Raw genomic sequence first — 23,099 nt, 5'->3', positions numbered from 1 at the left:
TCATCCAGGTATACCCTCAGCCGGCAGGTACTGCGCGTGTCCAAGATGATGGTCTTTACGGGGAATGCTAACCCCGATCTGGCGCGACGTATCGTACGTCAGCTGCACATTCCCCTCGGCGATGCCTCTGTCGGTAAATTCTCCGACGGCGAAATCAGTATCGAAATCAACGAAAATGTTCGCGGTAAGGACGTCTTCCTGATTCAACCGACGTGCGCGCCAACCAACGATAACCTGATGGAACTGGTGGTAATGGCCGACGCCTTCCGCCGCTCCTCGGCCTCTCGAATCACTGCCGTCATCCCCTACTTCGGCTATGCCCGCCAGGATCGCCGTCCGCGCTCCGCCCGCGTGGCAATCAGCGCCAAAGTCGTGGCTGACATGCTTACCGTCGTCGGCATCGACCGGGTACTCACCGTCGATCTGCACGCCGATCAGATCCAAGGCTTCTTCGACATCCCCGTGGACAATATCTACGGTTCGCCAGTACTGGTGGATGACATCGAAGACCAGCGCTTCGAAAATCTGATGATCGTCTCCCCGGACATCGGCGGCGTGGTCCGCGCCCGTGCCGTGGCGAAATCCCTGGGTGTAGACCTGGCGATCATCGACAAGCGTCGCGAGAAAGCCAACCAGTCGGAAGTGATGCACATCATCGGTGATGTCGAAGGCCGTACCTGCATCCTCGTCGATGACATGGTCGACACCGCCGGTACTCTCTGCCATGCGGCGAAAGCCCTGAAAGAGCACGGCGCCGCCAAGGTATTCGCCTACTGCACCCACCCGGTGCTGTCCGGCCGCGCCATCGAGAACATTGAAAATTCCATGCTGGACGAACTGGTGGTGACCAACACCATCCCGCTGTCCGCTGCGGCCCAGGCCTGTAACCGTATCCGCCAACTGGATATTGCCCCGGTCGTCGCCGAAGCCGTTCGTCGCATCAGCAACGAAGAATCGATCAGCGCGATGTTCCGCTAAGGGTCCACCCTTAGCCCATCGCGCCGAACGAAAAGCGCCCCGCCTAGTGCGGGGCTTTTTTGCCAACCGCCCGAACGCCGGTCGCAAGCGTTGCGGGCGTTGTTGCTATTTTGGAGATTCAAATGACTGACTTTAACCTGAATGCCGAAGCGCGAGCCGACCTGGGGAAAGGTGCGAGCCGCCGCCTGCGTCGCCTCGCCAGCCTGGTTCCTGCCGTAATCTACGGCGGTGACAAGGCCCCGCAATCCATCAGCCTGCTGGCCAAAGAAGTGGCCAAACTGCTGGAAAACGAGGCTGCTTTCAGCCACGTGATCAGCCTGAGCGTCGACGGCCAAGCCGAAAACGTCGTGATCAAGGCCCTGCAGCGTCACCCGGCGAAAGGCTACGTGATGCACGCTGACTTCCAGCGCGTGGTTGCCGGCCAGAAACTGACCGCTCACGTCCCGCTGCACTTCATCAACGAGGAAACCTCCGTTGGCGTGAAGCAGCAAGGCGGCGAAGTGTCCCACACCATCTCCGAAGTCGAAGTTTCCTGCCTGCCGAAAGACCTGCCGGAATTCATCGAAGTCGACCTGGCCAAAGTCGAAGTCGGCCAAACCGTTCACCTGTCCGACCTGAAAGCGCCGGCCGGTGTTCAGCTGGTCGCCCTGGCTCACGGCAATGACCTGGCTGTGGCCAACATCCACGCTTCTCGCGTGGCGAAAGAAGAAGGCGCAGCCGAGTAATACTCGTCTGGCCTGAAGGGGGCTCCTGTCGTGACTGCCGTACAACTGATCGTCGGCCTGGGTAATCCGGGCCCCGAATACGACCAGACCCGGCATAACGCAGGGGCCCTTTTTGTTGAGCGCCTGGCGGCCAGCCAGCACGCCAACCTCAGCGTTGAACGCAAGTTTTTCGGCCTGGCGGGCAAATTCAGCCATCAGGGCCGCGATGTTCGGCTGTTGATTCCCACCACCTACATGAACCGCAGCGGCCAGGCCGTGGCGGCGCTGGCGGGTTTCTATCGGATCGCCCCGGAAGCCATCCTGGTGGCCCACGACGAACTCGACCTCCCCCCCGGCGTCGCCAAGCTCAAGCAGGGCGGCGGCCATGGTGGGCACAACGGACTGCGCGACATCATCGCGCAGCTCGGCAATCAGAATACCTTTCACCGCCTGCGCCTGGGCATCGGCCATCCCGGCCACAGCAGCCAGGTCACCGGTTTCGTTCTCGGTCGCGCGCCGCGCGCCGAGCAGGAAATGCTGGACGCCAGCATCGATTTCGCTCTCGGCGTGCTGCCGGACATCCTCGCCGGGGAATGGAACCGCGCGATGAAACAGCTGCACAGCCAGAAAGCCTGAACCACATTCTTGTTTTCCGCCTTATCTGCGCGAGGGATACACCATGGGATTCAACTGCGGCATCGTCGGCCTGCCCAATGTCGGTAAGTCCACCCTGTTCAATGCCCTGACCAAAGCCGGCATCAGCGCGGAGAACTTCCCCTTCTGCACCATCGAGCCGAACAGCGGCATCGTGCCGATGCCCGACGCCCGTCTGAATGCGCTGGCCGAGATCGTCAAGCCCGAGCGGGTGCTGCCGACCACCATGGAGTTCGTCGATATCGCCGGCCTGGTCGCGGGCGCCTCCAAGGGTGAAGGCCTGGGCAACAAGTTCCTGGCCAACATTCGCGAAACCGACGCGATCGCCCATGTGGTGCGCTGCTTCGAGGACGACAACGTCATCCACGTGTCGAACAGCGTCGACCCCAAGCGCGACATCGAAATCATCGAGCTGGAACTGATCTTCGCCGACCTCGACAGCTGCGAGAAGCAACTGCAGAAGGTCAGCCGCAACGCCAAGGGTGGCGACAAGGAAGCCGTGGCGCAGAAGGCCCTGCTCGAGAAGCTGATCCCGCACTTCACCGAAGGCAAGCCGGCGCGCACCCTGCTGAAGGCCCTGGGGGATGACGAGAAGCAGCTGGTACGCGGTTTCCACCTGCTGACCAGCAAGCCGGTGATGTACATCGCCAACGTCGCGGAAGATGGCTTCGACAACAACCCGCTGCTCGACGTGGTAAAGGCCATCGCCGCCGAAGAAGGCGCCCTCGTGGTGCCGGTGTGCAACAAGATCGAAGCGGAAATCGCCGAGCTGGACGACGGCGAGGAGAAGGACATGTTCCTCGAATCCCTCGGCTTCGAAGAGCCGGGCCTGAACCGCGTGATCCGCGCTGGCTATGAACTGCTCAACCTGCAGACCTACTTCACCGCCGGGGTCAAAGAAGTGCGGGCCTGGACCGTGCGCGTCGGCGCCACCGCCCCGCAGGCGGCCGCAGTGATCCATACCGACTTCGAAAAAGGCTTCATCCGCGCCGAAGTGATCGCCTACAACGACTTCATCCAGTACAAGGGCGAAGCCGGGGCCAAGGAAGCCGGCAAATGGCGCCTGGAAGGCAAGGACTACATCGTCAAGGATGGCGATGTCATGCATTTCCGCTTCAACGTCTAAGCATTTGATCGCGCGCGAAAAATCTCCTTCGCCAAGGCTTGACAGCCTGCCCCGTCACGAGAATAATGCGCGCCTCAAATGGCTACGTAGCTCAGTTGGTTAGAGCACGGCATTCATAATGCTGGGGTCCGGGGTTCAAGTCCCTGCGTAGCCACCAAACAAGAAAAGGGCCTAGCGCAAGCTAGGCCCTTTTTTATTGCCTGCCATTCGTGCCCGCCGCCCCCGCCGGGCGAACCATGGCGCACAATGGGCAATCCAACCCAGTATCAACTACAGCCAGCCGGATACCCAGATGGAACGCGACAAGCGAACACGCCTTGAAAGTTTCAGCGCCCGCGAAGACGACCGCCTCGCCACCGACGACGAGTTGTACGACTACCGCCAGCCCGCGCCGCAGCGGCAAGCGCGACCACGTCATCTGGTCTTGCAGATCGCTCTCGGCGTCTGGCTGGGCGGCATGGCCTTGATGCTCACTTGGCTGCTGCTCAGCCTGCTGCTGGGCAACTTCGCCGGCAATCTGCTGAACGGCAGCCTGACGCCAAAGTTCGGGGCCGCCCTACCCGCCCTGCAGCAACCCATGGCGCTGCAAGCCAAACCAGCGAGCAGCTTGTCCCGTCGCGGCTGAAACCCAGCCGGCCGCGCTCAACCCGATTGCGGCCGAGTCGCCAGCAGCAGGCCGGCGAAGATCAGCGCACCACCGCTCCAGTGGTACGCCTGCAAGCCCTCACCGAGCAGCGCCCAGCCAAGCAGCGCGGCGAACAGCGGCATCAGGTAATTGCTCAACGCCGCGCGCGCGGCGCCCAATACGTGTACGCCATGGTTCCACAGCAGGTAGGCCAGCAGCGACGCGCACAGCGCGGTATAGCCAATGGCGGCCAGGTTCGCCGGGCTCAGGGCGAAGTGCGCGCCGCGGCTTAGCTCCAGCAGATAGAACGGCAGCAGCAGCGGCACGCCACAGAGCATCAGCGCCCCCAGCAAGGCCAGCGGCGGCAGCTGCAAATAGCCGGCCCAGCGCCGCAGCAACAGGGTGTAGAGCCCCAGTCGAGCACCGCCAGCAGCATCAGCAAGTCGCCGGGGTTGAAGGACAACCCGGCCAGGGTCGCCCAATCACCGCGGGCGATCAGCCACAGCAGACCGATAGTGGCCACCGCGATGCCCAACCAGGCGCGCCGCGCCGGCCATGCGCCGAGCAGCAGGCCGGAGCCGAGGAACATCGCCAGCGGCAGGCAGGTGTTGAGCAGCGTCAGGTTGAGTGCCACCGTGCTGTGCGCGGCGCTGTAGAGAAAGCAGTTGTAGCCAGCGATGCCCAGCGCCCCCAGCAGCCACAGGCGCCAACCGGCACCCCGCAGTTGCCGGCGATGACGCCAGAGCGGCACGGCGACGAACGGCAGCAGCAGCGTCAGCGCCAGGCTCCAGCGCCAGAACGCCAGGGTGAAAGGTGGGATGCTGGCGTGGAAGGCGCGCGCCACCAGGGCATTGCCGGCCCAGCACAGACTGGCCAGCACCAGCCCGGCCCAGGCCCAAGCCGGCGAGTCCTTCAGGGGCATCCGTCAGCTTTGGCCGAGCGGACGCAGGCGGTATTGTGGTGGCAGTTGTTCGAGACCGCTGACGGTGACGTTGAGGTTCTTCCAGCGGCCATCCTTGATGCCGTAGATGCAGCCATGCACCGCCAGGCTCTGACCGCGATGCCAGGCGTTCTGCACGATGGTGGTGTGGCTGACGTTGGCCACCTGCTGCACCACATTCAACTCGCAGAGGCGGTCGACCCGCTCTTCCTCGGTGGCGAACTGGGCGAGATGTTCGCGCTGCTCGTAACAGAGGTCGCGAATGCTGCGCAGCCAGCCGTCGATCAGACCGAACTGGGTGTCCTGCATGGCCGCGCGCACGCCGCCGCAGCCGTAGTGGCCGGTGACCAAGATGTGTTTGACCTTGAGCACGTCGACCGCGTACTGGATCACCGACAGGCAGTTGAGGTCGGTGTGCAGCACCACGTTGGCGACGTTGCGATGGACGAACAGATCGCCCGGCAGCATGCCGACGATCTCATTGGCCGGCACCCGCGCATCCGAGCAGCCGATCCACAGGTATTCCGGCGCCTGTTGCTTGGCCAGCTTCTCGAAGAACTGCGGGTCTTCCTGCTTGATGGCTTCGGCCCAACGGGCGTTGTTGTCTAACAGCTGCTGCAGGTCGCTCATCACATTCCTCCTCTACTGACTGGCGCACCATACGAAGGGTGCGCTGCTTTGACAAGCCGGCCGCCGCAAGCGTCACAGCAGCGCATTCAATCCAGCGCCAAGACTTCCGCCGCCGCCCGCTCGCCGGCCTGCACCGCGCCGTCGAAATAGCCCATCCAGCGCGTGGCCGTCTCGGTGCCGGCGAAGTGCAGGCGGCCGACAGGCTGACGCAGGCGCGCCGCGCCGTTGCTCCAGAGCCCCGGCGGGAACAGCGCGGCATAGCAGCCGCGAGCGAAGGGCTCGTCGGCCCAGCACTGGTCGACGTATTCCCGCGGCTGCTGCGCCTCGGCGCCGAAATAGCGGGCGAAGCATTCCAGTACCGCGGCGCGCCGCTCGTCGGCGGCCGCGGCGCTCCACTGGCGCGCCTCGTCGCCCTCGATGAAGCCCATCAGCACGCCCTTGCTCGACCCCGGCACGCTGTTGTCGAAGGTCAGGCGCACCGGCCCCCGCTCGCTGGTGGCCTGCCCGGACAGGCCACGCGCGCGCCAGAACGGCGTCTCGTACAGGGCCATGCACTTGATCACCGCGCCCTGCGGCAGACGCTGCAACAACTGGTCACGCCAGCCCGGCAACAGCGGCTCCTGGGTGATGCGCAGCAACAGGGTCGGCGGTATGGCCATGATCACCCGCGCGGACTGGTGGCTGGCGCTGTCGGTGAGCAGCTCGACGCCCGCCTCGTCCTGGCGCAGCGCACGCACCGGCTGCCCGAGCCGCACCGCGTCGCCGAGGCGCGCCGCCAGCTCCTCACAGATGCGCTGCGAGCCGCCGAGGATGCGATCCTGCTGGGCGCCGTTGGCGACCCCGAGCAGGGTGTCGAGGTCAGTGCCGCTGCGGATGTAGAACAGCACATGGAGGAACGACAGGTCGTGCGGCGCGGCGGCGAACACCGCGCCGCTGACCAGCTCCAGCACTTGGCGGCCCTGACCGGTCTTCAGGCTGCGACGGATCCACTCGGCGAAGGTCATGCGATCCCATTCGCCGGCGCGCGGATGGCGGCTGGGGTCGTCGAGGGGAATCTGCTTGGCCAGGCGGTCCAGACGCACTTGCGCCTGCAGGACATCGAGCAGCACATGCGGGGCGAAGCGCGGGATGGTGCCGCGATAGGATTTGAGCTTGCCGCCGAATAGGGTCAGGTTGTCGCCCTGGTTCCACAACGGGAAGGTCTCCAGCTGCAGTTCGTTGAGCAGGCCGAGGATGCGCGCCTGGGTCGGCCCCACCCATTGGCCGCCGACCTCCACCACCTCACCGCTCGTGAAGCGATGATTGAGAGTGCGCCCGCCGACCCGATCGTTGGCTTCCAGCACCCGCACCCGCTTGCCGGCCTGGGCCAGCCGCCAGGCGGCGGTCAGCCCGGAAATCCCGGCCCCGACGACTATCGCATCGATACGACTCATCCCTGCCCTTCCCCGGTTGCGTTATCAGCAAATAGCACTGACGTTCCAAATTACAACAAAAGGCGTCGCGGCCGGAACACCGGGCGGCCAGGGGAATCTCTCCGCGCGGCCAGGGGTCAACCCTGTAACACCTGCTACAGAGCGGAGCAGCAGCATGACTCAGCCACGCTCAGCGAAAGACCCGCAACCGATCGATGACAGCGAAGACTATATGGACTCGGTAGAGGAGTTGGATCTGGAACCCGACCCGGACCGCGGGCGGATCGGCGACACCCGTCCGGAATCTGCAGTCGAGCGGGAACTCCCCCCGCATCGCGTGCGCCAGGCCGGCCTCACCGGCGCCGCCACGCCTGACCATGAGGCGATCGCCGACGATCTCGACCCGCAAATTCTGATTGCCGAAGACGGTGCCCGCTCGCCTGACGAACCGGGTGAAAACCGGCCGACAGATACCGAGATGCGCATAGTCGGAGCAGATGAAATTGGCGCCGGCGGAGAGCTCGAGGAAGCCGAACGGGAGGACGCGCTCAATGAGGCGCGCCAGCGCAACCCGCTGCCCGAATGAACGCAACGGCGCCGCGCGGCTTAGTGGTCAATCGATCAGGGTACAGGCCATCACCAGGGCATCCTCGCGGCCGCCGACTGCCGGGTAGTAATCACGCCGACGGCCGACCTCGTTGAAGCCGTAGCGCTCGTACAAGCGGTAAGCGCTCTGGTTGCTGGCGCGCACTTCGAGGAAGCACACCCCGGCCTTGAGTTCCATGGCCCGGCGCATCAGGTGCTCGAGCAGGCGCAGGCCGAGGCCGCGGCCCTGGCTTTCCGGCTTGACGGTGATATTCAGCAGATGCGCCTCGTCGATGATCACGTTGATCACCCCATGACCGACCTGCTGGCCGCCCTCGAACATCAACCAGCAGTCGTAGGAATTCAGCGCATCCTGGAAAATCCCGCGGGTCCAGGGGTGGCTGAAGGCGGCATATTCGATTTTCAGTACGGTTTCCAGGTCCGCCGCGGTCATCCGGCGGAACGATACAGCATCAGTCATTTACGCTCTTCCACCGCCCCATCACCCGGCGCATGGCGCGCCACAGCTCGGCCTTGCGCGCCGGCTCATCCATCAACAGCTCCAGCCCCGGCAGCGCCCAGGCGGCGCCCAGGCCTTCGACCTGCAGTTCGCGGTTGAACGCCTCGGCATCCGCTTCGCCGGCGAAGCGCACCGCCGGCAGGCCGACCAGCCACAGGCAGGCGCAGGCTTCTTGCTGCTCCAGCTGGGCGGCGACGAAGCTTTGCACGTATTCCAGCGCCGCCTGCGGGCCCTGATCCAGCGAGCCGCGGGTCATCAGTGGCCAGCGTACCGGCTCGCCGAGCAGCTGCGGGCTGTCCGGCAGGCCGGCGGCGCGCAGCAGGTCCTTGAGCAGCAGGTAGGCCGGATCGCGGCTCTGCAACGGCTCGCCGGTGGGCAACTCGACCAGCAGCAGGCACTGACCGGCGCGCAGCAATTGCAGGGCGAAGCGCGGCGGCGCCTGGCGCACGGGCTTGACCGGCGCTTCGGCGGCTTCCAATTCGGCGCTCGGCGCTGCTGACACTGCGGCCACAGTGCGCGCCACACCGGGCCGCGGCAGTTCCGGCCGTGCGCCGACATTCGCCACCTCGGCCATTGGCGCCGGCGCTGGTGCGGCGACGACCTCGACGGTTGCCGGAACGGCTTCGGCCTCGCTCGGCTGCACCAGCGGCGCCAGCAGCTCGGCACGCGACGGCGCCGCGAACGGCAGCTCCACCCGCGGCAGCCAGCTGCTGACCTGCATGGCGGTCAAATAGGCGCGACGACGCTGCTCGGTAATCAAATCCCCACCACTTGTGGCTGCATGACGGCGGCAATTGTGGCGGGAAACGCCGTGGCCGGGAAGGATGACGTCACCGAACGGTGGCGAACGCCGGAACTAGTTGATTGGCGTGGCGGTGAGGTTGGCGCGGATATCGGCGTTCTGCGCCTTGATGCCGTACATGGCGGTGGTGGCGCCGCCGGCCGGATGGACGTTCTGCAGGCGGTCGACGTTGATTTCCTTGAAGCGCACCTGGCCGTTGACGGCGAAACCCAGCGGGTCCGGGCTGACGTTGCTGCCGGCATTCGGCCCGCTCTTGAGCTTGACCTTGGTCGACGCCACGTCGAGGCTGAGGTCGACCTGCAGGCCGTAATCGTTCTTGCTCGGATTGGCCACGTCGCCATCGGCGGTATAGAAGTTGTCGATCACCAACTGACTGCCGCTGCCGTTGATGTCCTTGCCGTTACCATCCTTGGCGCGATTGGTCTCCCAGATCAGCTGGTTGCGCTTGTCGGTGGTCGCCACGCTATTGGCCGGGTTACCGCTGGAGTCACGCACCAGCACGCTCTTCAGCTTGACCGACACCCCTTCGTTGCCGCGATCCTCCCAGCGCCCGCCACTGGCCGTGCACGCCGCGCCGGTGCTGCCCGAACCGCCGACACACAGGGCGCCGGCGCCGCCCGAGCTGAGCGCCAGGGTCGAGCCCTGCTCGTAACTCTTCAACACGATGCGGCCGAGGCTGGTGCCGCTGGCGCGGTCGCCCCAACGAACATCGGCGACATCCAGCTTCGACCAGGAGGTGCCCTTGCGCAGCTCGATGCCGCCCTTGCCATCCGTGCCGGCGCTGCTGATGTCCAGCGAGCCGCCGCGAAAGTGCATCTCGTAGCTGGTGCCGGCCAGCCACAGGCCCTTGCCGGTCTCGTCGACGGTGAGTGCCGCGCGCGCCTCGCTGACGTAGAAATCGGCGTTGTAGCGCAGGCCGTCGCCCAGCGAACCGCCGGGTTGCAGGGTCAGCTGGCCGTTGAGGGTGAAGTCATAGGCCGGGAACACGCCCAGCAGCACCAGCAACTCGGTGCCGCCCTGCAAAGGCGCGGTGGGAGTGCCGACACGCAGACCATCGAAGCTGTAGCTGCCCTTGACGTTGTTCAGGCCCAGGCGCAGGCCGTCGAAGTGGCCGGTGTAACTACCCTGGTCGGCACCGCCCCAGACGCTCGGGTGGCAGCCGGGACCGGCGGCGGCGCAATTCTTGGTCAGATCGAGACTGACCAGCCCCGTACCGTGGGTGCGCAGGCCGCTGAACCACAGGCTGTTGCCGTTATCGGTGAGCGACACCGAGCTGTTGAGCATATTCCAGCTGAGGTCGGCACTCACCCCCTTGAGCCCGGATGAAGGATCGCCGCCCGGACGCAGCTTCAGCCAGTTCTGCCGCGCGCCCTGGTCCTGGAAGTTGAGGTCGATGGCCAGGCTGCCGAGCTTCTGGTTGGCCGGATTGCCGATGATCAGGCCGCCGAGGGTGGCGTTCAGGCGCAGGTCGGCGAAGGCGAGCTTGGCGTAGCTGCCGCCGGCGTCCTGCTCGAGGTCGAGGGTCAGGCCGGCGCTGCTGCTGAGCACGCCGGCGAAGTTCTCGGCGCGCAGCACGCCGTCGTCGCGGTATTCGAACAGGCTGTTGGCGATGCTGATGTTCGGCCGCAGCCGCAGGCCCTCGCCACTGGCGCCCCCGCCGCCGAGGCTGAGGCTGCCACCGAGATTGAGGTCCAGCTTGAGCTGGCCGAAGCTGCGATTGGAGTTGGGATCGCGAGTGTCCGGGGTGTTCGGGGTCACGGCTACGCCGGCCGGGTCGCTGTGCGCCAGGTCCAGGCGGAGGCTGCCGAGCTGGCCGACGAAGCGCGAGCTGCCCAGTTCGAGCTTGACCTCCTGGCCGCTGCCGCCGCTGACGATGTCGGCATAGACGTTGTTCAGGTAGGCGTCGAAGGACAGGCCGCCGACGATCAGGTCGAGGCCGTTGTCACGGTAATAGAAGGTCACATCGCTCAGCGACAGGCGGCTGGCATCCACGGTGAAGCCGCTCACGCCGCTGGCCCCGCCGCCCTTGAGCTTGAGGCTGGCGCCGAGGGTATAGAAGGCCTTGAAAGCGCCGAAGCTCTTGCTGCTGCCGGCCATCTCGACGTTGTCGACGCTGAGGACCTGCGGGCTGGCGCTGTGCTCGATCTGCAACTGGTTGGCCAGCGCATCGATCTTCGTGGTCGAGGTCGCATTGCCGCTCTGCGGGCGGTTGCTGACGCCCTTGAGACTGAGGCTCTGGCCGTCCTCGCTGTAGCTGACACTGTTGGCCGACCAGCCGCTGCCGGTGGTTTCCATGCTGATGCCGTCGCGCCCGGACACCCCAGACAGCGACTCGTCGTCCAGCGCCTGCATGGCCTGCAGCAGCGGGCTGAACAGCAGCGGCAAAAGAAGCAGTGTTCTACGCATGAATGCCACCCTCAGTTCTTCGGAAACACCAGCACGTTGCCTTGCATGCGGATGCTGCCGTCGATCTTCGCCGAGTAGATGTTGGTCTGCTGGTAGCTGGGGTCTCCGCCGTTGGCGGCGCTGCTGGCGTTGTTGCGCCAGCCGCCCTGGTTGGCCACGCCGAAGGCGAAGCTGCCCTGCTTGTAGCGCAGCTCACTGGGCAGGCCGAACTCCAGCACGTCCTGGTTGAAGCCGACGCCGTCGCCGTTGAAGCCGCTGTTGATCGTGCGGGTGCGCAGGGTCAGGCCCTCGAAGCTGAAAATGCCCTTGAGGTTGTCCAACACGTACCAGCCGCCGTTGGCTTCGGAGCGGATCGCCAGACGCATGCCGCAGGCTTCGGCCGCCGCGCCGCTGCCGCCGCTGGCGCAACTGCGCTGGCTGGCGGTCCACTGCGCCGGGTTGTTGTTGGCCGGGGTCCCCCACAGCGCGCCACCGTCCTTGTTGATGCTGAACTCACCGGACAGATAGACCCCGCCCTGGCCGCTCAACTGGCTGAGGGTGGTGTCTTCCAGCGGCTGCAGTTCGGCGCTCACCAACGCCGGCACCAGCAGCAATGCGAATACCGCTCTAGCGCAGATCATGGCTAGTCGCCTTCATATAATTGATGGTCAGCCCGGAGATTTCGTTACGGCCGAAGTTGTAGCCGCCACCTACCATCCCGCCGGAGCCGACGATGGCCTTGCCGCTCGAATTCAGGGCGGCAGCCGGCATGTTGGCAAAGCCGCCGGCTGGCGGGCGGCCGAGACCGACGTTGAGGTTGTCGAACACCAGGCTGGTGCGCGGCGTATTGGCGTAGTAATCCGCCGCCTGGGCGTTGCGCTGGGTCTGAGTCAGGCTGGTGTTCACCGGGCTGGGCAGCTCGAGGACGAACTGGCCATTGCTGTTGACGTCCAGCAGGAGCGGCTGCAGCTTGCCGAAGCCGAGGGCGATGTTGGCGAAGCTGTTGGTGGTGTAGATGGTGCCGGCCAGTGCGGCGCTGGGGGCACAATCGGCCTGGCCGCTGAGCCTGGTGCAGGCGCTGATGTCGAGGGTCTTGGCGAACAAGTTGAGCCGCGCCTCGCCGACCAGCTGGGCGCGGGTCTTATCGCCCCACAGGCGCAGATAGGAGCCGTCCATCGCCAGCTCGCCGATGTCGATATTGAGCACGTCGGTGCGGCTGTCCTTGACCACTTCAAAGTCCAGGCGCACCCCGAGGTCGGCCTTCTCGCCGGCGCGGCTGGAACAGTTGCTGCCCGCCCGCGCAGAGCCGCTGATGCAGTCACCACCGCCGCTCTGCAGGCGCTCGGGGAAGGTCAGGCCGAGCACCGCGACGTCGCTTGGGGTGGTCTGCAGCCACTGGCTACTGCCGGTCGGCGCCCGGTACTGCACGGTCTTGGTCGCCCCGCCCTCGGTGACCGTCTTGCTTTGCAGCGCATAGGTCTCGCTCAGGGTGCGCAGGTCTTCGCCCTTGTCCAGGCCGAGGGTAAAGGGGTGGTTGAGGCGGCCGACCGTGACCGGCGCCAGGTTGGCGCCCTTGTTGCTGCCGCTGGCGCCCAGATAGAACTCGGTGACCTTGATCGGCATGTTTTCCTGGGTGCTGCCGCTGACCCGGTTGATGTCGTTGACGGTGATCTGGGCGTTGCTGGCATCCATCAATATTTGTTCGAGGACGAAACCGAAGCCGGCGCCCTGGACGTCGGCCATCTGCCCGTCATCCAGCTCGCGCAGTTCGGCCTGGGCGCCCAGAGCTACTAGCGTCAAGGCGGTGACAGTCAGTATGCGCATGCTCAGCACCCGTGCGTCGCCGAACCCAGGCAGGTGTCCTGGCGAACCGCCCCTTGCAGGGCCTGCTCGAAGCTGAGGGTCACCGCGCCGGAACCGTCGGCGTTGCGCGGCATGTTCATGAAGGCGCCGGCCAGGGCGGTGATGAACTGGCTGGCATTCTGCGGGTCGCGCCAGTTCAGGTTCTCGGTCTGCATGGAGATGAATACGCCCTTGGCGGTGTCGGTGAACTGGTTGGTATTGGTGTCGAAGGTGCCGACCGGCAGGGTCTTGTAATCGGACAGTTTGAAGCAGGTGGTCACGCCGAGCAGGTCACAATTGCTGGACTTGAATATCCCCACCAAGAAGTTGGCGACCGCGCCGCTGTCCGGCATCGACAGGGTGGTGCCGTCCTTCAGGCCTGCATAAAGCGCGCGCAGGGGGTCGGGATCGCCCGCATTGCAGTTGGCCATGTTCGGCCCGCAGACCAGCTCGGCCTGGGCCTTGAACACGGTGTCGGACCACGCGCCGGTGACCAGCGCTTTCGCGGTTCCGCAGAGGACGTCATACCATTCACAGCTGATCTTCGGTCCCAGGTAGTTGCCCTTGCCGTAGATGTCGATCGCCAGGTTGCCGGTGAAGCTGTTGATATCGCCGGACAGGAAGCCCTGCGCCTCGCCGAAGCCGATGCGCACGCCGACCACCTTGCTGTCCTTGTAGGCCAGTTCCAGGTAGGGGTTCTTGATCAGGAACGGGTTGATGCTGTCGTCGGCATTCACCGTGCCGAGGGCGAAGTTGTTGATCGAGAGGTCCGCCGCGGCGGGCTCGCCGGTGCGCCCATAGTTACCCAGCTCGAGCTTGTTGATATTCAGCTGGGTGTTCACATCCATGCCGAAATTGATGCGCGAGTAGTTGATGCCGTTGGCGCTATCGGTGGTCAGGTTGATGAAGGCCTGACCGGTGACATCCGCCAGTTGCTGATCATCCAGCGCCTCCAGCCGCGCCTGGGCGCTGGCGGCCAGCAGGCTGGCGGCGAACAGGACGACGAGGCAGACAAGAGGGCGAAAGGACAGCGGCATACGAACACCTGCTTATTCTTGTTCTTGTGTGGGTCGGGCACTGACAACTCGAACCCGTGTACGCACTATAAGCAGCGCCGCCGAGCACAGGCCCGACCCATAGTCGAGAATCGCGCGGCAAGTCCGCTCACCGCGGCGCGGCCCCTGTTACCCATCGCCACAATGGCGTAACACCGTACGGGCGTCCCTGCCTCTGATCGGTCGAGGATGAAGCCAGAGCCGGCTGATGCAGTACAATCCGGCCTTTCTTTTTCCACAGGCAAACCCGCGGCCTTTCGATGATCGACCCCAAGCGCGTACTGCGCGCCCTCGCCGAACACTGGACGTTGCTCGAGCCGCTGTGCGAACGCTTTGACCAGGGCACCCTGAGCCTGATCGAGCTGCGCGGCCAACTCGCCGCGCAATTGCCAGACAGCACGCCGACCGACATCACCACCCTGCTCGATCAGTGGATTCGCCTGGACATCCTCGTCCCGGTGGCCAAGAGCCCGAACCGCTTCGAGCTGAACGCGCAGATCCACGACTTCCTCGCCTACCTGCGGCGCGAGCACCGCTTGGGTTTGTGCCTGGAGATCGAGGCCTACCTGCGCCATCTGGAGCGCCTGGCCGGCTATATCCAGGATGCCTTCGAGGTCCGCGACGCCGGCGACCTGGCGCGCCAGTTGCGCCTGCTGGACATGCGCGTCAGGGATGTGCTGAAGAAGCTGGCCAACGACGAACAGGCGCTGGTCGCCGTCGCCGAGCGGGCCAAGACCAGCGACCGGCAGATTCCCCTGCGCCAGCGTTACGCCGAAGTGCTGGCGACCTGGGACGAGTACGTCGAGCCGATGATCCAGCTGGTCGCCGCCGACGGCGCCTTCGAGCAGGGCGTGCGCCGCGTCGAGCAGGTGCTGCTGAAGCTGCTCGGCGACCAGCAGCGCCTCGGCCAGTTGGTCGACGACGACCTGCTGCTGCGCACCCACGCACGCATCCTCGAGATGCAGACCACCGCCCAGCTGACCCTGCGCCGTGCCCGCGAGCTGCTGCTGCCGCTGCGCGAGGAAGCGCGCCGGCACAACGCCGTGACCCGCGGCGCCGCGCTGGCCTTGGCGGCGATCCGGCGCAAGGGCCTGGACGCGGTGCCGCAGGCCGCGCTGCCGCTGTTCAGCCGGCCGCAGAGCACCTTCCTCGGCAGCGCTTCGCAGGTCGAAGCCTATGTCTACGCCCTCGCCCGCTTCGAACCGAAGCCGGCACAGTTCCCCAAGGCCAGCGCCACGCGCAAGGGCGAAGCGCCGCGCGCGCCGAAGACCGCGCGGGAAATGCTCGAGCGCTGCGAACAGGCCCTGCCGCTGCCGGACCTGATGGTCTGGCTGCTGGAGCAGGAGCCGGACGGCGCCACCGACGAGCTGCTCTACTGGTTCTCGCGGCTCTCCCGCGATGCGCGATTCGAACGCGAGCGCCTGGAGCGCCGCGACTACCTGACCCGCGAGCATCAGGTCAACCTAAGCTCCTATGCGCTGGTGGGCCGTTCCCATGGATAAGCCCTCCGTAGGGTGGACAACGCTTTGCTTGTCCACCACCCAGCACCCCGAACCTTCTGGTGGAAAACGCTTCGCGGTTTTCCACCCTACGATCCTGTGCGAGTGACCGCATGAACCTCGACCTCAAAGAACTGACCCAGCTGGCGCCGATCTTCCGCGAGCTGTTCAAGGGCTACCACGTCAACCAGCGCGACGCCGAGCTGTACGCCCAGCTGACCAACCTGCAGGACCAGTACCGCGCGCTGTTCCGCGCGCTCGGCTTCGAGCTGGTCTGCGACCGCCGCGGCTTCTACTACTTCGTCCCCGAGCAGATGGGCGCGCAGGTGAACAAGACCGCCCAGCGCCTGGCGCTGTTCACCTTCATCCTCGTCGAGCATCTCGCCGACCAGGGCCGCGACCCGCTGGCCGTGCTGGACGGCGGCAGCCTCGGCCGCGACGAGCTGCCGCCGCTGCTGGAGAAATACCGCGACCTGTTCCTGCAGGCCGAAGTCACCAGCCAGGAGGAACTGGAAGAGAAGGTCATGCGCCGCCTCAGCCAGCTCGGCTTCGCTTTTGATGACAACGGCGTGTACCGCTTCCTGCCGCCGATGCACCGCTTCCTCGATGTGTGCCTGAGCGTGCAGCAGGATCGCGACCTCGCCGCCACCCTGCACAGCAGCGCCCTGCCGCTGCCGACTCCGGTGCTGCTGGACGACGCCGACGAGGACGAGATCGTCATCATCGACACCGCGACGGCAACCGAGCCGGACAAATCCGAGGCCGACGCCCTGGCCCGCGCCATCGCCGAAGAACAAGCCCTGCTGGAGGCCGAAGCATGACCACGGAACGTTACGGCATCCGCCGCTTCGCCCTGCTCAACACCGCCGGCTACAGCCTCGGCCTGTTCCCCCTGGAGAACCCGCTGTCGGTCTACGGCGCCAACAACCTCGGCAAATCTGCGTCGATCAACGCCCTGCAGTTCCCGATCCTGGCGCGCATGTCGGACATGAGCTTCGGCAAGTACAGCCTCGAGCAGTCGCGCAAGTTCTACTTCGCCACGGACACCAGCTACATCCTCGTCGAAGTCGCCCTGCCCCACGGCCCGCACGTGATCGGCGTGGCCGGCCGCGGCCCGGGCGGCGGCTTCGGCCACCAGTTCTTCGCCTATCAGGGCGAGCTGGATCTGGAGCACTACCAGAAGAACGGCACCTGCCTGCGCCAGCGCGAACTGTTCAACAACCTCGAGCGCGAAGGCCTCAAGGCCCATGAGCTCAAGCCCGAGGAACTGCGCCGCCTGCTGGTCGGTGGCCACACCTCGATACCGCTGGACCTGACCCTGATCCCGCTGCGCTCCACCAGCGAGCAGAGCCTGAAGACCTTCCGCGCGCTGTTTATCAACCTCTTACACATGAGAGAGATCACCGCGGCCAAGCTCAAGCAGCTGTTCCTCGACGCCTTCGAGCACAGCCTGCGCTCCGGCAGCGTCGACTACATCGCCGCCACCGAGGAGGCGTTCCGCGACGTGCGGCGCATGGAGAGCGACTACCAGGCGCTGGTCGCCGCCGGCCCACTGGTCGAGGCGCTGGCCGCCGGCGTGGCCCAGCGCGAGCTGCAGCGCGGCAAGCTGCACCGCCTGTCGCCGCTGCTCGATTCGCTGCTCGGCACCTGGCAGGACTACGCCGGCGCGCGCAAGGAAGAGCTGGTGATCCAGGCCGAACACTACCGCCGCGAGCAGGACGGCCTGCAGCACGAGCAGCGCAGCGGCACCGCCGAACTGATGCGCCTGGAGCGCGAGATCAGCGAGATCCAGCGCTGGCTCGGCGAGTTGGCGGTGCTGAAGAACCGCTTCGCCCTGGTCGACGATGTGAAAGTGCTGGAAGCCCAGCTGCTGGCCGCCAAGGACGCCCACGACGAACTGGCCGGCGCCCTGGCGCAGTCGCGGCAGTTCTCCGCCGAAGACCTCGACGAGCGCCTGCGCGACCTGGAAAAACGCCTGAAGTCGGTCAAGCAGCAACTCGAGCACGCCGACAACAACAGCTACGCGCGCCTGCGCGAGGAATTCTCGCAAGCCGATGTCGACCGTCTGATGCGCCTGTTCAACGGCGCCCTGTTCAGCCTGCCGCTGGGCGACAAGGGCATCCAGCTGGACGACGGCGATGCCTGGGTCAAGGCCGTCGAAAAGGTGTTGGAACAGTTCAAGGGCAACCATTTCGAGGTGCCCGGCCTGTCCATCGACCTCAGCCATATCGAACCGCCGGCGCTGCAGGCCCTGGCCGACCGCGCCGCCCTGCGCGACCAGAAGGAGCGCCTGGACAAGGAACTGAAACAGCTCAAGACCCAGCAGGCGGTGGCTGCCGACCGCGCCGCCAGCAAGACCCAGGCCGAGCAGCTGTACCAGACCGTACTGGATGCGCAGAAGGCGCTGGAGGACTTCCGCCGCAGCCAGACCCTGAGCGCCGAGGAAGCCGGCAAGCTGGAGCAGCTGGCCGTGCTGGAGGCCGCCCAGGACGAGCTCAAGCGCGCCAGCGATGCCTTCACCGAGCGGGTGCAGCAGCTGTCCGCCAAGCTGCAACTGGTCGGCCGCCAGCTGGCCGACCTAGAGGCCAAGCAGCGCACCCTGGAAGACGCCCTGCGCCGCCGCCAGCTGCTGCCGGCCGACCTGCCGTTCGGCACTCCGTTCATGGACCCGGTGGACGATTCGCTGGACAACCTGTTGCCGCTGCTCAACGACTACCAGGACAGCTGGCAGGCGCTGCAGCGCGTCGACGGCCAGATCGAGGCGCTGTACGCGCAGATCCGCCTCAAGGGCGTGGCCAAGTTCGACAGCGAGGACGACGTCGAGCGCCGCCTGCAGCTGCTGATCAACGCCTACGCGCACCGCCAGGACGAGGCGCTCACTCTAGCGAAGGCCAGACGTGCGGCGGTCACCGACATCGCCCGCACGCTGCGCAACATCCGCAGCGACTACGACAACCTGGAACACCAGCTGGCGCTGTTCAACCGCGAGATCAACCGTCGCCAGGTGTCCAACCTGGAGAGCTTCCGCATCGTCCTCGCCCCGAACCGCGAGGCGCTCAAGCACATCGACCAGATCATCCACAGCGCCGGCCAGTACGAGGAAGGCGAGACCCTGTCGGTGTTCGACCTGTCGCAGTCCAGCGACCAGGATGCCAAGAACGAAGAGGCCAAGGAGTACCTGGCCCGCCTGGTGGCGGCCAACCACAACCAGCTGGGGCTCAAGGATCTGTTCGAGCTGGCCTTCGAGATCACCAAGGTTGGCGGCCAGCCGGTGATCCACACCGACATCGACGGCGCCGCCTCCAACGGCACGACCATGACCATCAAGGCGCTGACCAACATGTACCTGTTGCTGCACCTGATGGACCGCGAGCAGGCCGGGCGCGTGCGCCTGCCCTACTACCTCGATGAAGCCGCCGACATCGACGAGCGCAACCAGCAGGCATTGATCGAGACCAGCCTGCAGCTAGGCTTCGTGCCGATCCTCGCCTCGGTCAAGCCGCAGGTCTCGGCGCATGTGGCCATCGACCTGGAAGGCGGCAGCGGGCCGAGCGGCATCTACATCGATGAGGCCGACTGGAAGTTCATCAAGCCGCGCCAAACGGCCAAGACGAGCGTCATGGAGCCAGCGCTGGAGCGCGCCGAGACGTGATGCACCGACTCAGACGGGCGCCATAAAAAACGCCGCTTACCTTTCTCGGTAAGCGGCGTTTTTCTTGCCTGGCCGCCAACGCGGCGCCTGGCATTGGCTCACTTGGCGAGCGAAATCCGCGGCGCCCAGCGCAGCCACTCGTCCTCGACCTCGGGGAACAACACGAACGTCTGTCCAGGCTTGGCCGGTGCGCCCATCTGCACGCCCTCCGGGGTGGCGAAGGCGATACCGCCCGCGACCAGGGCCTCCAGCGATTCGGTGCGCACCTGCACGCCCTTGAACAACCCGGCCTCGACGCCGATGCCGCTGGCGTTCCAGAAACGGCTGCCGAAGCGTACCAGGGGCGCATAGCGCGGCTCGATGAGCACCCGGATCAGCACCTGATCGGCCTGGGCACCCAGCTCGAAACCGGTCACCTTGCCCACCCGCACTTCGCGGAACGTCACCGGCACGCCTTCCTTGACCGAGCCCAGCCGCGAAGCGCTGAGCACCAGGCTCAACCCGGCTTCGCGCTCCGCCTGACTCGGCGCCTGGCCGAGCGCGGTGAAACGGGTCTGCACGGCGCCGGGCTTGCTCGCCGGTTGCACCTGCAGGTATTGCCCGCTGATCAGGGTATCCAGATTGGCCGTACGGATCAGGCCGATTTCCGGCTTGACCACCCAGAACTGGCTGCCGGCACGGGCGATGCGCTCGCCGCCTTCGGTGATGCGTGCGCCGAGAATCACGCCCTGCAGGTCATCGGTCAGCTCGACGGTCTCGACCTTGCCGACATCCAGGCCTTTGTAGCGAATCGGCATGCCGGGGCGCAAACCGTCGCCGCTGTCAACGCGAATCTGGATCGCCTGACCGCTTTGCAGGGCCTTTTCGCGGTCCGGGTTCAGGTGGAAGCGCTGAATACGCTTGGTCACCGGCGCCTTCAAGTTCGGGGTTTCAAAGGCAATACCGCCGGCCAGCAGGCTTTGCAATGACTCGCTCTTGACCTCGATACCGCTCAGGCCGCCACTGAGGGTGATGCCACTGGCGTTCCAGAAACGCGTCGAACTGTTCACCAGGCCGGCATACTCCGGCTCGATGTGCACGCCCAGCAGCACCTGACGGCGGTCCCTAGACAGCTGGAAACTCTGCACCGAGCCGACCTTGAGCTGGCGATAGAGCACCGGACTGCCGACCTGTAGCGAGCCGAGGCTGTCGCTGAACAGCACCAGATGCAGGCCGGGCGCATCCAGATTCAGCGGCGGCGCCTTGCTGAGGGCGACGAACTCGCGGCGCGGCTCCTCACCCTTGGCACCGGGGCGCACGGCGATGTAGTTGCCCTTGACCAGCGCCTCCAGGCCGGTGATGCCACCCAACGAGATGGACGGTTTGACCACCCAGAACTCGGTGCCCTCGACCAGATAGTCCTCGGCCTGCGGTGCCATGGTCAACTCGGCGGTGGCGCTCTTCGCATCATCGTTGAGCTTGAGCATCTTCAGCGTACCGACCTGGATACCGCTGAACATGACTGGGGTACGCCCGGCCTGCAGCCCGTCGAAGTCGCTCAGCGCCACGGTGACCTTGATCCCGGCCTGCGCCGCATCGAAGTCCTCGTAGAGGCGGAAGGGAATGTTCGGGTCGGTGGGCGGGCTGTCGGACCGGTGCTCCGGGGTGGCAAAGGCGATGCCGCCGGCGACGATGCTGGCCAGCGACTCGGTGCGCACCTTGAGCCCGGAGAGGTCGGCATTGACGGTCACCCCGCTGGCGTTCCAGAACCGCGTGTGTTTGCGCACCAGGTTGGTGTAGGCCGGCTCGATGAAGACCTTGATTTCGACGGTGCTCTGATCCTCGGCCAAGGTGTAGCTCTTCACCCGCCCGACCTGGATCTGCTTGTAGAACACCGGGCTGTCGCGGTTCAGCGAGCCGAGGCGCTCGGCCTTCAGGACCAGGTGCAGGCCGGGGAGGTCGTCCGGCAGCGGCGGCGGCGCGTCCAGCGCCTTGAACTTCAGGGTGGGCTCGCCGTCCTCCGGGCTGACCGCGATGTAGTTGCCGGAGACCAGGGTTTCCAGGCCGGTGATGCCGGCCAGCGTCACGCTCGGCTTGACCAGCCAGAAGCGGGTATTGCTGCGCAGGTGCGGCTCGACCTCCTTGTTCATCTCGATGGTCGCGATCACCCCGCGCTTTTCCCCAGTGCTGTCCAGGGCCAAGGCCTTGACCTTGCCGATCGGCATGCCCTTGTACATCACCTCGGTCTTGCCGGCCTGGAGGCCATCGCCGGACTCGAAGAACACCTCGATGTCGATCCCGGCCTGGGTGTAGGCGCGCCACCCGAGCCAACCGCCGATCAACAAGGCAATCAAGGGCAGAACCCAGATGGCCGACCAATTGGAGGCTGGCCGAACCTTTGCCGCTGGCAGGTCAGTCATGGTTATCCGTCTCCGTGTTATCCCAAATCATGCGCGGTTCAAAGGTGAGGGCCGCCAGCATGGTCAGAACCACCACGCTGGCAAAGGCCACGGCACCAAAATTCGGTTCGATAGTGGCCAGACTGCCGAATTTCACCAGGGTCACCAGAATCGCGATGACAAAGATGTCGAGCATCGACCAGCGGCCAATCCATTCGATAAAGCGATACATAAGGATGCGTTGCCGCTCCGACATCGGCTGATGCCGCTGCACCGAATACAGCAGCAAGGAAATCCCCACCAGCTTGAAGGTCGGCACCAGAATGCTAGCGACAAACACCACCGCCGCAATCGGCCACATGCCGAATTTAATCAACTCGATCACGCCAGCCATGATGGTCGACGGGTCGCCCTTGCCCAGTGAGCTCACCGTCATGATCGGCAGCAGATTGGCCGGGATGTACAGAATCGCCGCGGTAATCAACAAGGCCCAGGTGCGCACCAGGCTATTTGGTCGCCGCCCATGAACCACCGCGCCGCAACGCGTGCAGTATTGCCTGCCAGCATCCGCCGCCTGACGGTTCAGCTGGTGACATTCCGGGCAAATCACAATCCCCGCATCAATGGCGCGCAAGTGCATTCTCCCCCGACAAGGCTTCCCAGATCTGATGCGGCGACATAGTCACCTCCAGCCAGACCTGCAGCAGCAACAGGCCCGCAAAGCACGCCAAGCCGATGCCCAGGCTGAGGTCGGCCAGATCGAGCAGCTTCACGATCGCCACCAGGGTGCCCATCATATAGACCTCGAGCATCCCCCACTCGCGCAGGTGCTGGTAGATCCGATAAATCAGCAGGCCATAGCTGCGGCCGACGTCCCAGCGGATGCTCAGCAACACGCACAACTGACACAGCAGCTTGAGCAGCGGAATCCCCATGCTGCAGAGAAATACCAACAGCGCGAGCCCCTGCATGCCGCTGTCGTATAGGCCCAACACTCCACTCCAGACAGTGTCCTGACTGGCCTGTCCGAGCAGATTGAGCTGCATGATCGGGAGGAAATTCGCCGGCACGTAGAGCAGCAAGGCCGCCAGCACCAACGCTAGGCTGCGGCGTATGACCTGGTGACGATGGGCAAACAACTCATAACCACAACGCGGACACTCCGCCCGCTCACCATCGGCAAGCAGGGGCTTGCACATCAGCAGGTCACATTCATGGCAGGCGATTAGCTCCTCCAGGGGGAGCTCAGACAATCCGCGAGAATCGGCCGGATCTGGCATACATAAGGGCTCATGGAGGTTCGTGTCTATTT

Annotated in this window: 20 protein-coding genes, 1 tRNA gene and 1 pseudogene; 10 read left to right on the top strand and 12 right to left on the bottom strand. The window is 65.3% G+C overall.

Annotated features, from left to right (window positions below; genetic code table 11):
- The first annotated feature begins 36 nt into the window (after window positions 1-36).
- The 6 genes from D3880_RS04655 to D3880_RS22865 all read left to right on the top strand — a co-directional run bounded on the left by D3880_RS04655 (window position 37) and on the right by D3880_RS22865 (window position 4,087).
- Window positions 37-978, top strand: a complete 942-nt coding sequence (locus tag D3880_RS04655) for a ribose-phosphate pyrophosphokinase (RefSeq protein ID WP_119892342.1) — start codon at window positions 37-39, stop codon at window positions 976-978.
- Window positions 979-1,100: 122 nt separating this feature from the next.
- Entirely contained in the window at window positions 1,101-1,703 is a 603-nt protein-coding gene (locus D3880_RS04650) for a 50S ribosomal protein L25/general stress protein Ctc (RefSeq protein ID WP_119892341.1), read from the top strand.
- A gap of 30 nt (window positions 1,704-1,733) precedes the next feature.
- The gene (pth, locus tag D3880_RS04645) at window positions 1,734-2,318 is read left to right on the top strand and encodes an aminoacyl-tRNA hydrolase (RefSeq protein WP_119892340.1); all 585 of its coding nucleotides are present in this window, start codon (window positions 1,734-1,736) and stop codon (window positions 2,316-2,318) included.
- Between the two features lie 43 nt (window positions 2,319-2,361).
- Window positions 2,362-3,462: a redox-regulated ATPase YchF gene (ychF, locus tag D3880_RS04640; protein ID WP_119892339.1), complete on the top strand. Its 1,101-nt coding sequence runs from the start codon at window positions 2,362-2,364 to the stop codon at window positions 3,460-3,462.
- 80 nt (window positions 3,463-3,542) lie between these two features.
- A tRNA-Met gene (locus D3880_RS04635) sits at window positions 3,543-3,619 on the top strand.
- A gap of 135 nt (window positions 3,620-3,754) precedes the next feature.
- The gene (locus tag D3880_RS22865) at window positions 3,755-4,087 is read left to right on the top strand and encodes a hypothetical protein (protein WP_177412156.1); all 333 of its coding nucleotides are present in this window, start codon (window positions 3,755-3,757) and stop codon (window positions 4,085-4,087) included.
- Between the two features lie 17 nt (window positions 4,088-4,104).
- Here D3880_RS22865 and D3880_RS04625 read toward each other — a convergent pair.
- The 3 genes and pseudogenes from D3880_RS04625 to D3880_RS04615 form a co-directional block, all read right to left on the bottom strand.
- Window positions 4,105-5,009: pseudogene (locus D3880_RS04625) on the bottom strand (DMT family transporter).
- A 3-nt stretch (window positions 5,010-5,012) separates the two neighbouring features.
- Entirely contained in the window at window positions 5,013-5,657 is a 645-nt protein-coding gene (gene can / locus D3880_RS04620) for a carbonate dehydratase (RefSeq protein ID WP_119892338.1), read from the bottom strand.
- Between the two features lie 86 nt (window positions 5,658-5,743).
- Window positions 5,744-7,090: a flavin monoamine oxidase family protein gene (locus tag D3880_RS04615; RefSeq protein ID WP_119892337.1), complete on the bottom strand. Its 1,347-nt coding sequence runs from the start codon at window positions 7,088-7,090 to the stop codon at window positions 5,744-5,746.
- Window positions 7,091-7,244: 154 nt separating this feature from the next.
- Between D3880_RS04615 and D3880_RS04610 the strand changes: the two genes are divergently transcribed.
- Window positions 7,245-7,655, top strand: coding sequence for a serine kinase/phosphatase (locus tag D3880_RS04610; RefSeq protein ID WP_119892336.1), 411 nt, complete (start codon window positions 7,245-7,247; stop codon window positions 7,653-7,655).
- A 27-nt stretch (window positions 7,656-7,682) separates the two neighbouring features.
- Here D3880_RS04610 and rimI read toward each other — a convergent pair whose 3' ends face one another.
- The 6 genes from rimI to D3880_RS04580 form a co-directional block, all read right to left on the bottom strand.
- On the bottom strand, window positions 7,683-8,135 hold the full coding sequence (rimI, locus tag D3880_RS04605; RefSeq protein WP_119892335.1) for a ribosomal protein S18-alanine N-acetyltransferase: 453 nt from the start codon (window positions 8,133-8,135) through the stop codon (window positions 7,683-7,685).
- Window positions 8,128-8,934, bottom strand: coding sequence for an energy transducer TonB (locus D3880_RS04600; RefSeq protein ID WP_119892334.1), 807 nt, complete (start codon window positions 8,932-8,934; stop codon window positions 8,128-8,130). The genes rimI and D3880_RS04600 overlap by 8 nt, the downstream gene beginning before the upstream one ends.
- A gap of 96 nt (window positions 8,935-9,030) precedes the next feature.
- On the bottom strand, window positions 9,031-11,382 hold the full coding sequence (locus D3880_RS04595; protein ID WP_119895661.1) for a DUF6160 family protein: 2,352 nt from the start codon (window positions 11,380-11,382) through the stop codon (window positions 9,031-9,033).
- Window positions 11,383-11,393: 11 nt separating this feature from the next.
- Window positions 11,394-12,002 carry a DUF6160 family protein gene (locus tag D3880_RS04590; protein ID WP_119892333.1) on the bottom strand — a complete coding sequence of 203 codons (609 nt, stop codon included), beginning with the start codon at window positions 12,000-12,002 and terminating at the stop codon, window positions 11,394-11,396.
- Window positions 11,989-13,185 (bottom strand): hypothetical protein, encoded by a 1,197-nt coding sequence (locus D3880_RS04585; protein WP_119892332.1) that lies wholly within the window; start codon window positions 13,183-13,185, stop codon window positions 11,989-11,991. The genes D3880_RS04590 and D3880_RS04585 overlap by 14 nt, the downstream gene beginning before the upstream one ends.
- 2 nt (window positions 13,186-13,187) lie before the next feature.
- Window positions 13,188-14,240, bottom strand: coding sequence for a DUF6160 family protein (locus tag D3880_RS04580; protein ID WP_119892331.1), 1,053 nt, complete (start codon window positions 14,238-14,240; stop codon window positions 13,188-13,190).
- A 278-nt stretch (window positions 14,241-14,518) separates the two neighbouring features.
- Here D3880_RS04580 and mksB point away from each other — a divergent pair, with 278 nt between their 5' ends.
- From mksB to mksF, 3 genes are all read left to right on the top strand, one after another.
- A complete protein-coding gene (gene mksB, locus D3880_RS04575) occupies window positions 14,519-15,760 on the top strand; it encodes an Mks condensin complex protein MksB (protein ID WP_119892330.1) in 1,242 nt (413 codons plus the stop codon).
- A 110-nt stretch (window positions 15,761-15,870) separates the two neighbouring features.
- Window positions 15,871-16,578: an Mks condensin complex protein MksE gene (gene mksE / locus D3880_RS04570; protein WP_119892329.1), complete on the top strand. Its 708-nt coding sequence runs from the start codon at window positions 15,871-15,873 to the stop codon at window positions 16,576-16,578.
- Window positions 16,575-19,409 (top strand): Mks condensin complex protein MksF, encoded by a 2,835-nt coding sequence (mksF, locus tag D3880_RS04565; RefSeq protein WP_119892328.1) that lies wholly within the window; start codon window positions 16,575-16,577, stop codon window positions 19,407-19,409. Before mksE ends, mksF begins: the two co-directional genes overlap by 4 nt.
- Window positions 19,410-19,507: 98 nt before the next feature.
- On the opposite strand, the gene D3880_RS04560 is transcribed toward mksF, so the two are convergent.
- From D3880_RS04560 to D3880_RS04550, 3 genes are read right to left on the bottom strand one after another with little or no spacing between them, the layout of a single operon-like run.
- Entirely contained in the window at window positions 19,508-21,808 is a 2,301-nt protein-coding gene (locus D3880_RS04560) for a PqiB family protein (RefSeq protein ID WP_119892327.1), read from the bottom strand.
- The gene (locus tag D3880_RS04555; RefSeq protein ID WP_119892326.1) at window positions 21,801-22,421 is read right to left on the bottom strand and encodes a paraquat-inducible protein A; all 621 of its coding nucleotides are present in this window, start codon (window positions 22,419-22,421) and stop codon (window positions 21,801-21,803) included. Before D3880_RS04555 ends, D3880_RS04560 begins: the two co-directional genes overlap by 8 nt.
- Window positions 22,408-23,067 (bottom strand): paraquat-inducible protein A, encoded by a 660-nt coding sequence (locus D3880_RS04550; protein WP_119892325.1) that lies wholly within the window; start codon window positions 23,065-23,067, stop codon window positions 22,408-22,410. The genes D3880_RS04555 and D3880_RS04550 overlap by 14 nt, the downstream gene beginning before the upstream one ends.
- Window positions 23,068-23,099: the final 32 nt, after the last annotated feature.

Origin of the sequence: Pseudomonas cavernae (genome assembly GCF_003595175.1) — a bacterium.
Classification (GTDB): Bacteria; Pseudomonadota; Gammaproteobacteria; order Pseudomonadales; family Pseudomonadaceae; genus Aquipseudomonas; species Aquipseudomonas cavernae.
Note: the sequence above shows the minus strand (reverse complement) of the source record. Positions and strands in the feature narration are given on the sequence as shown.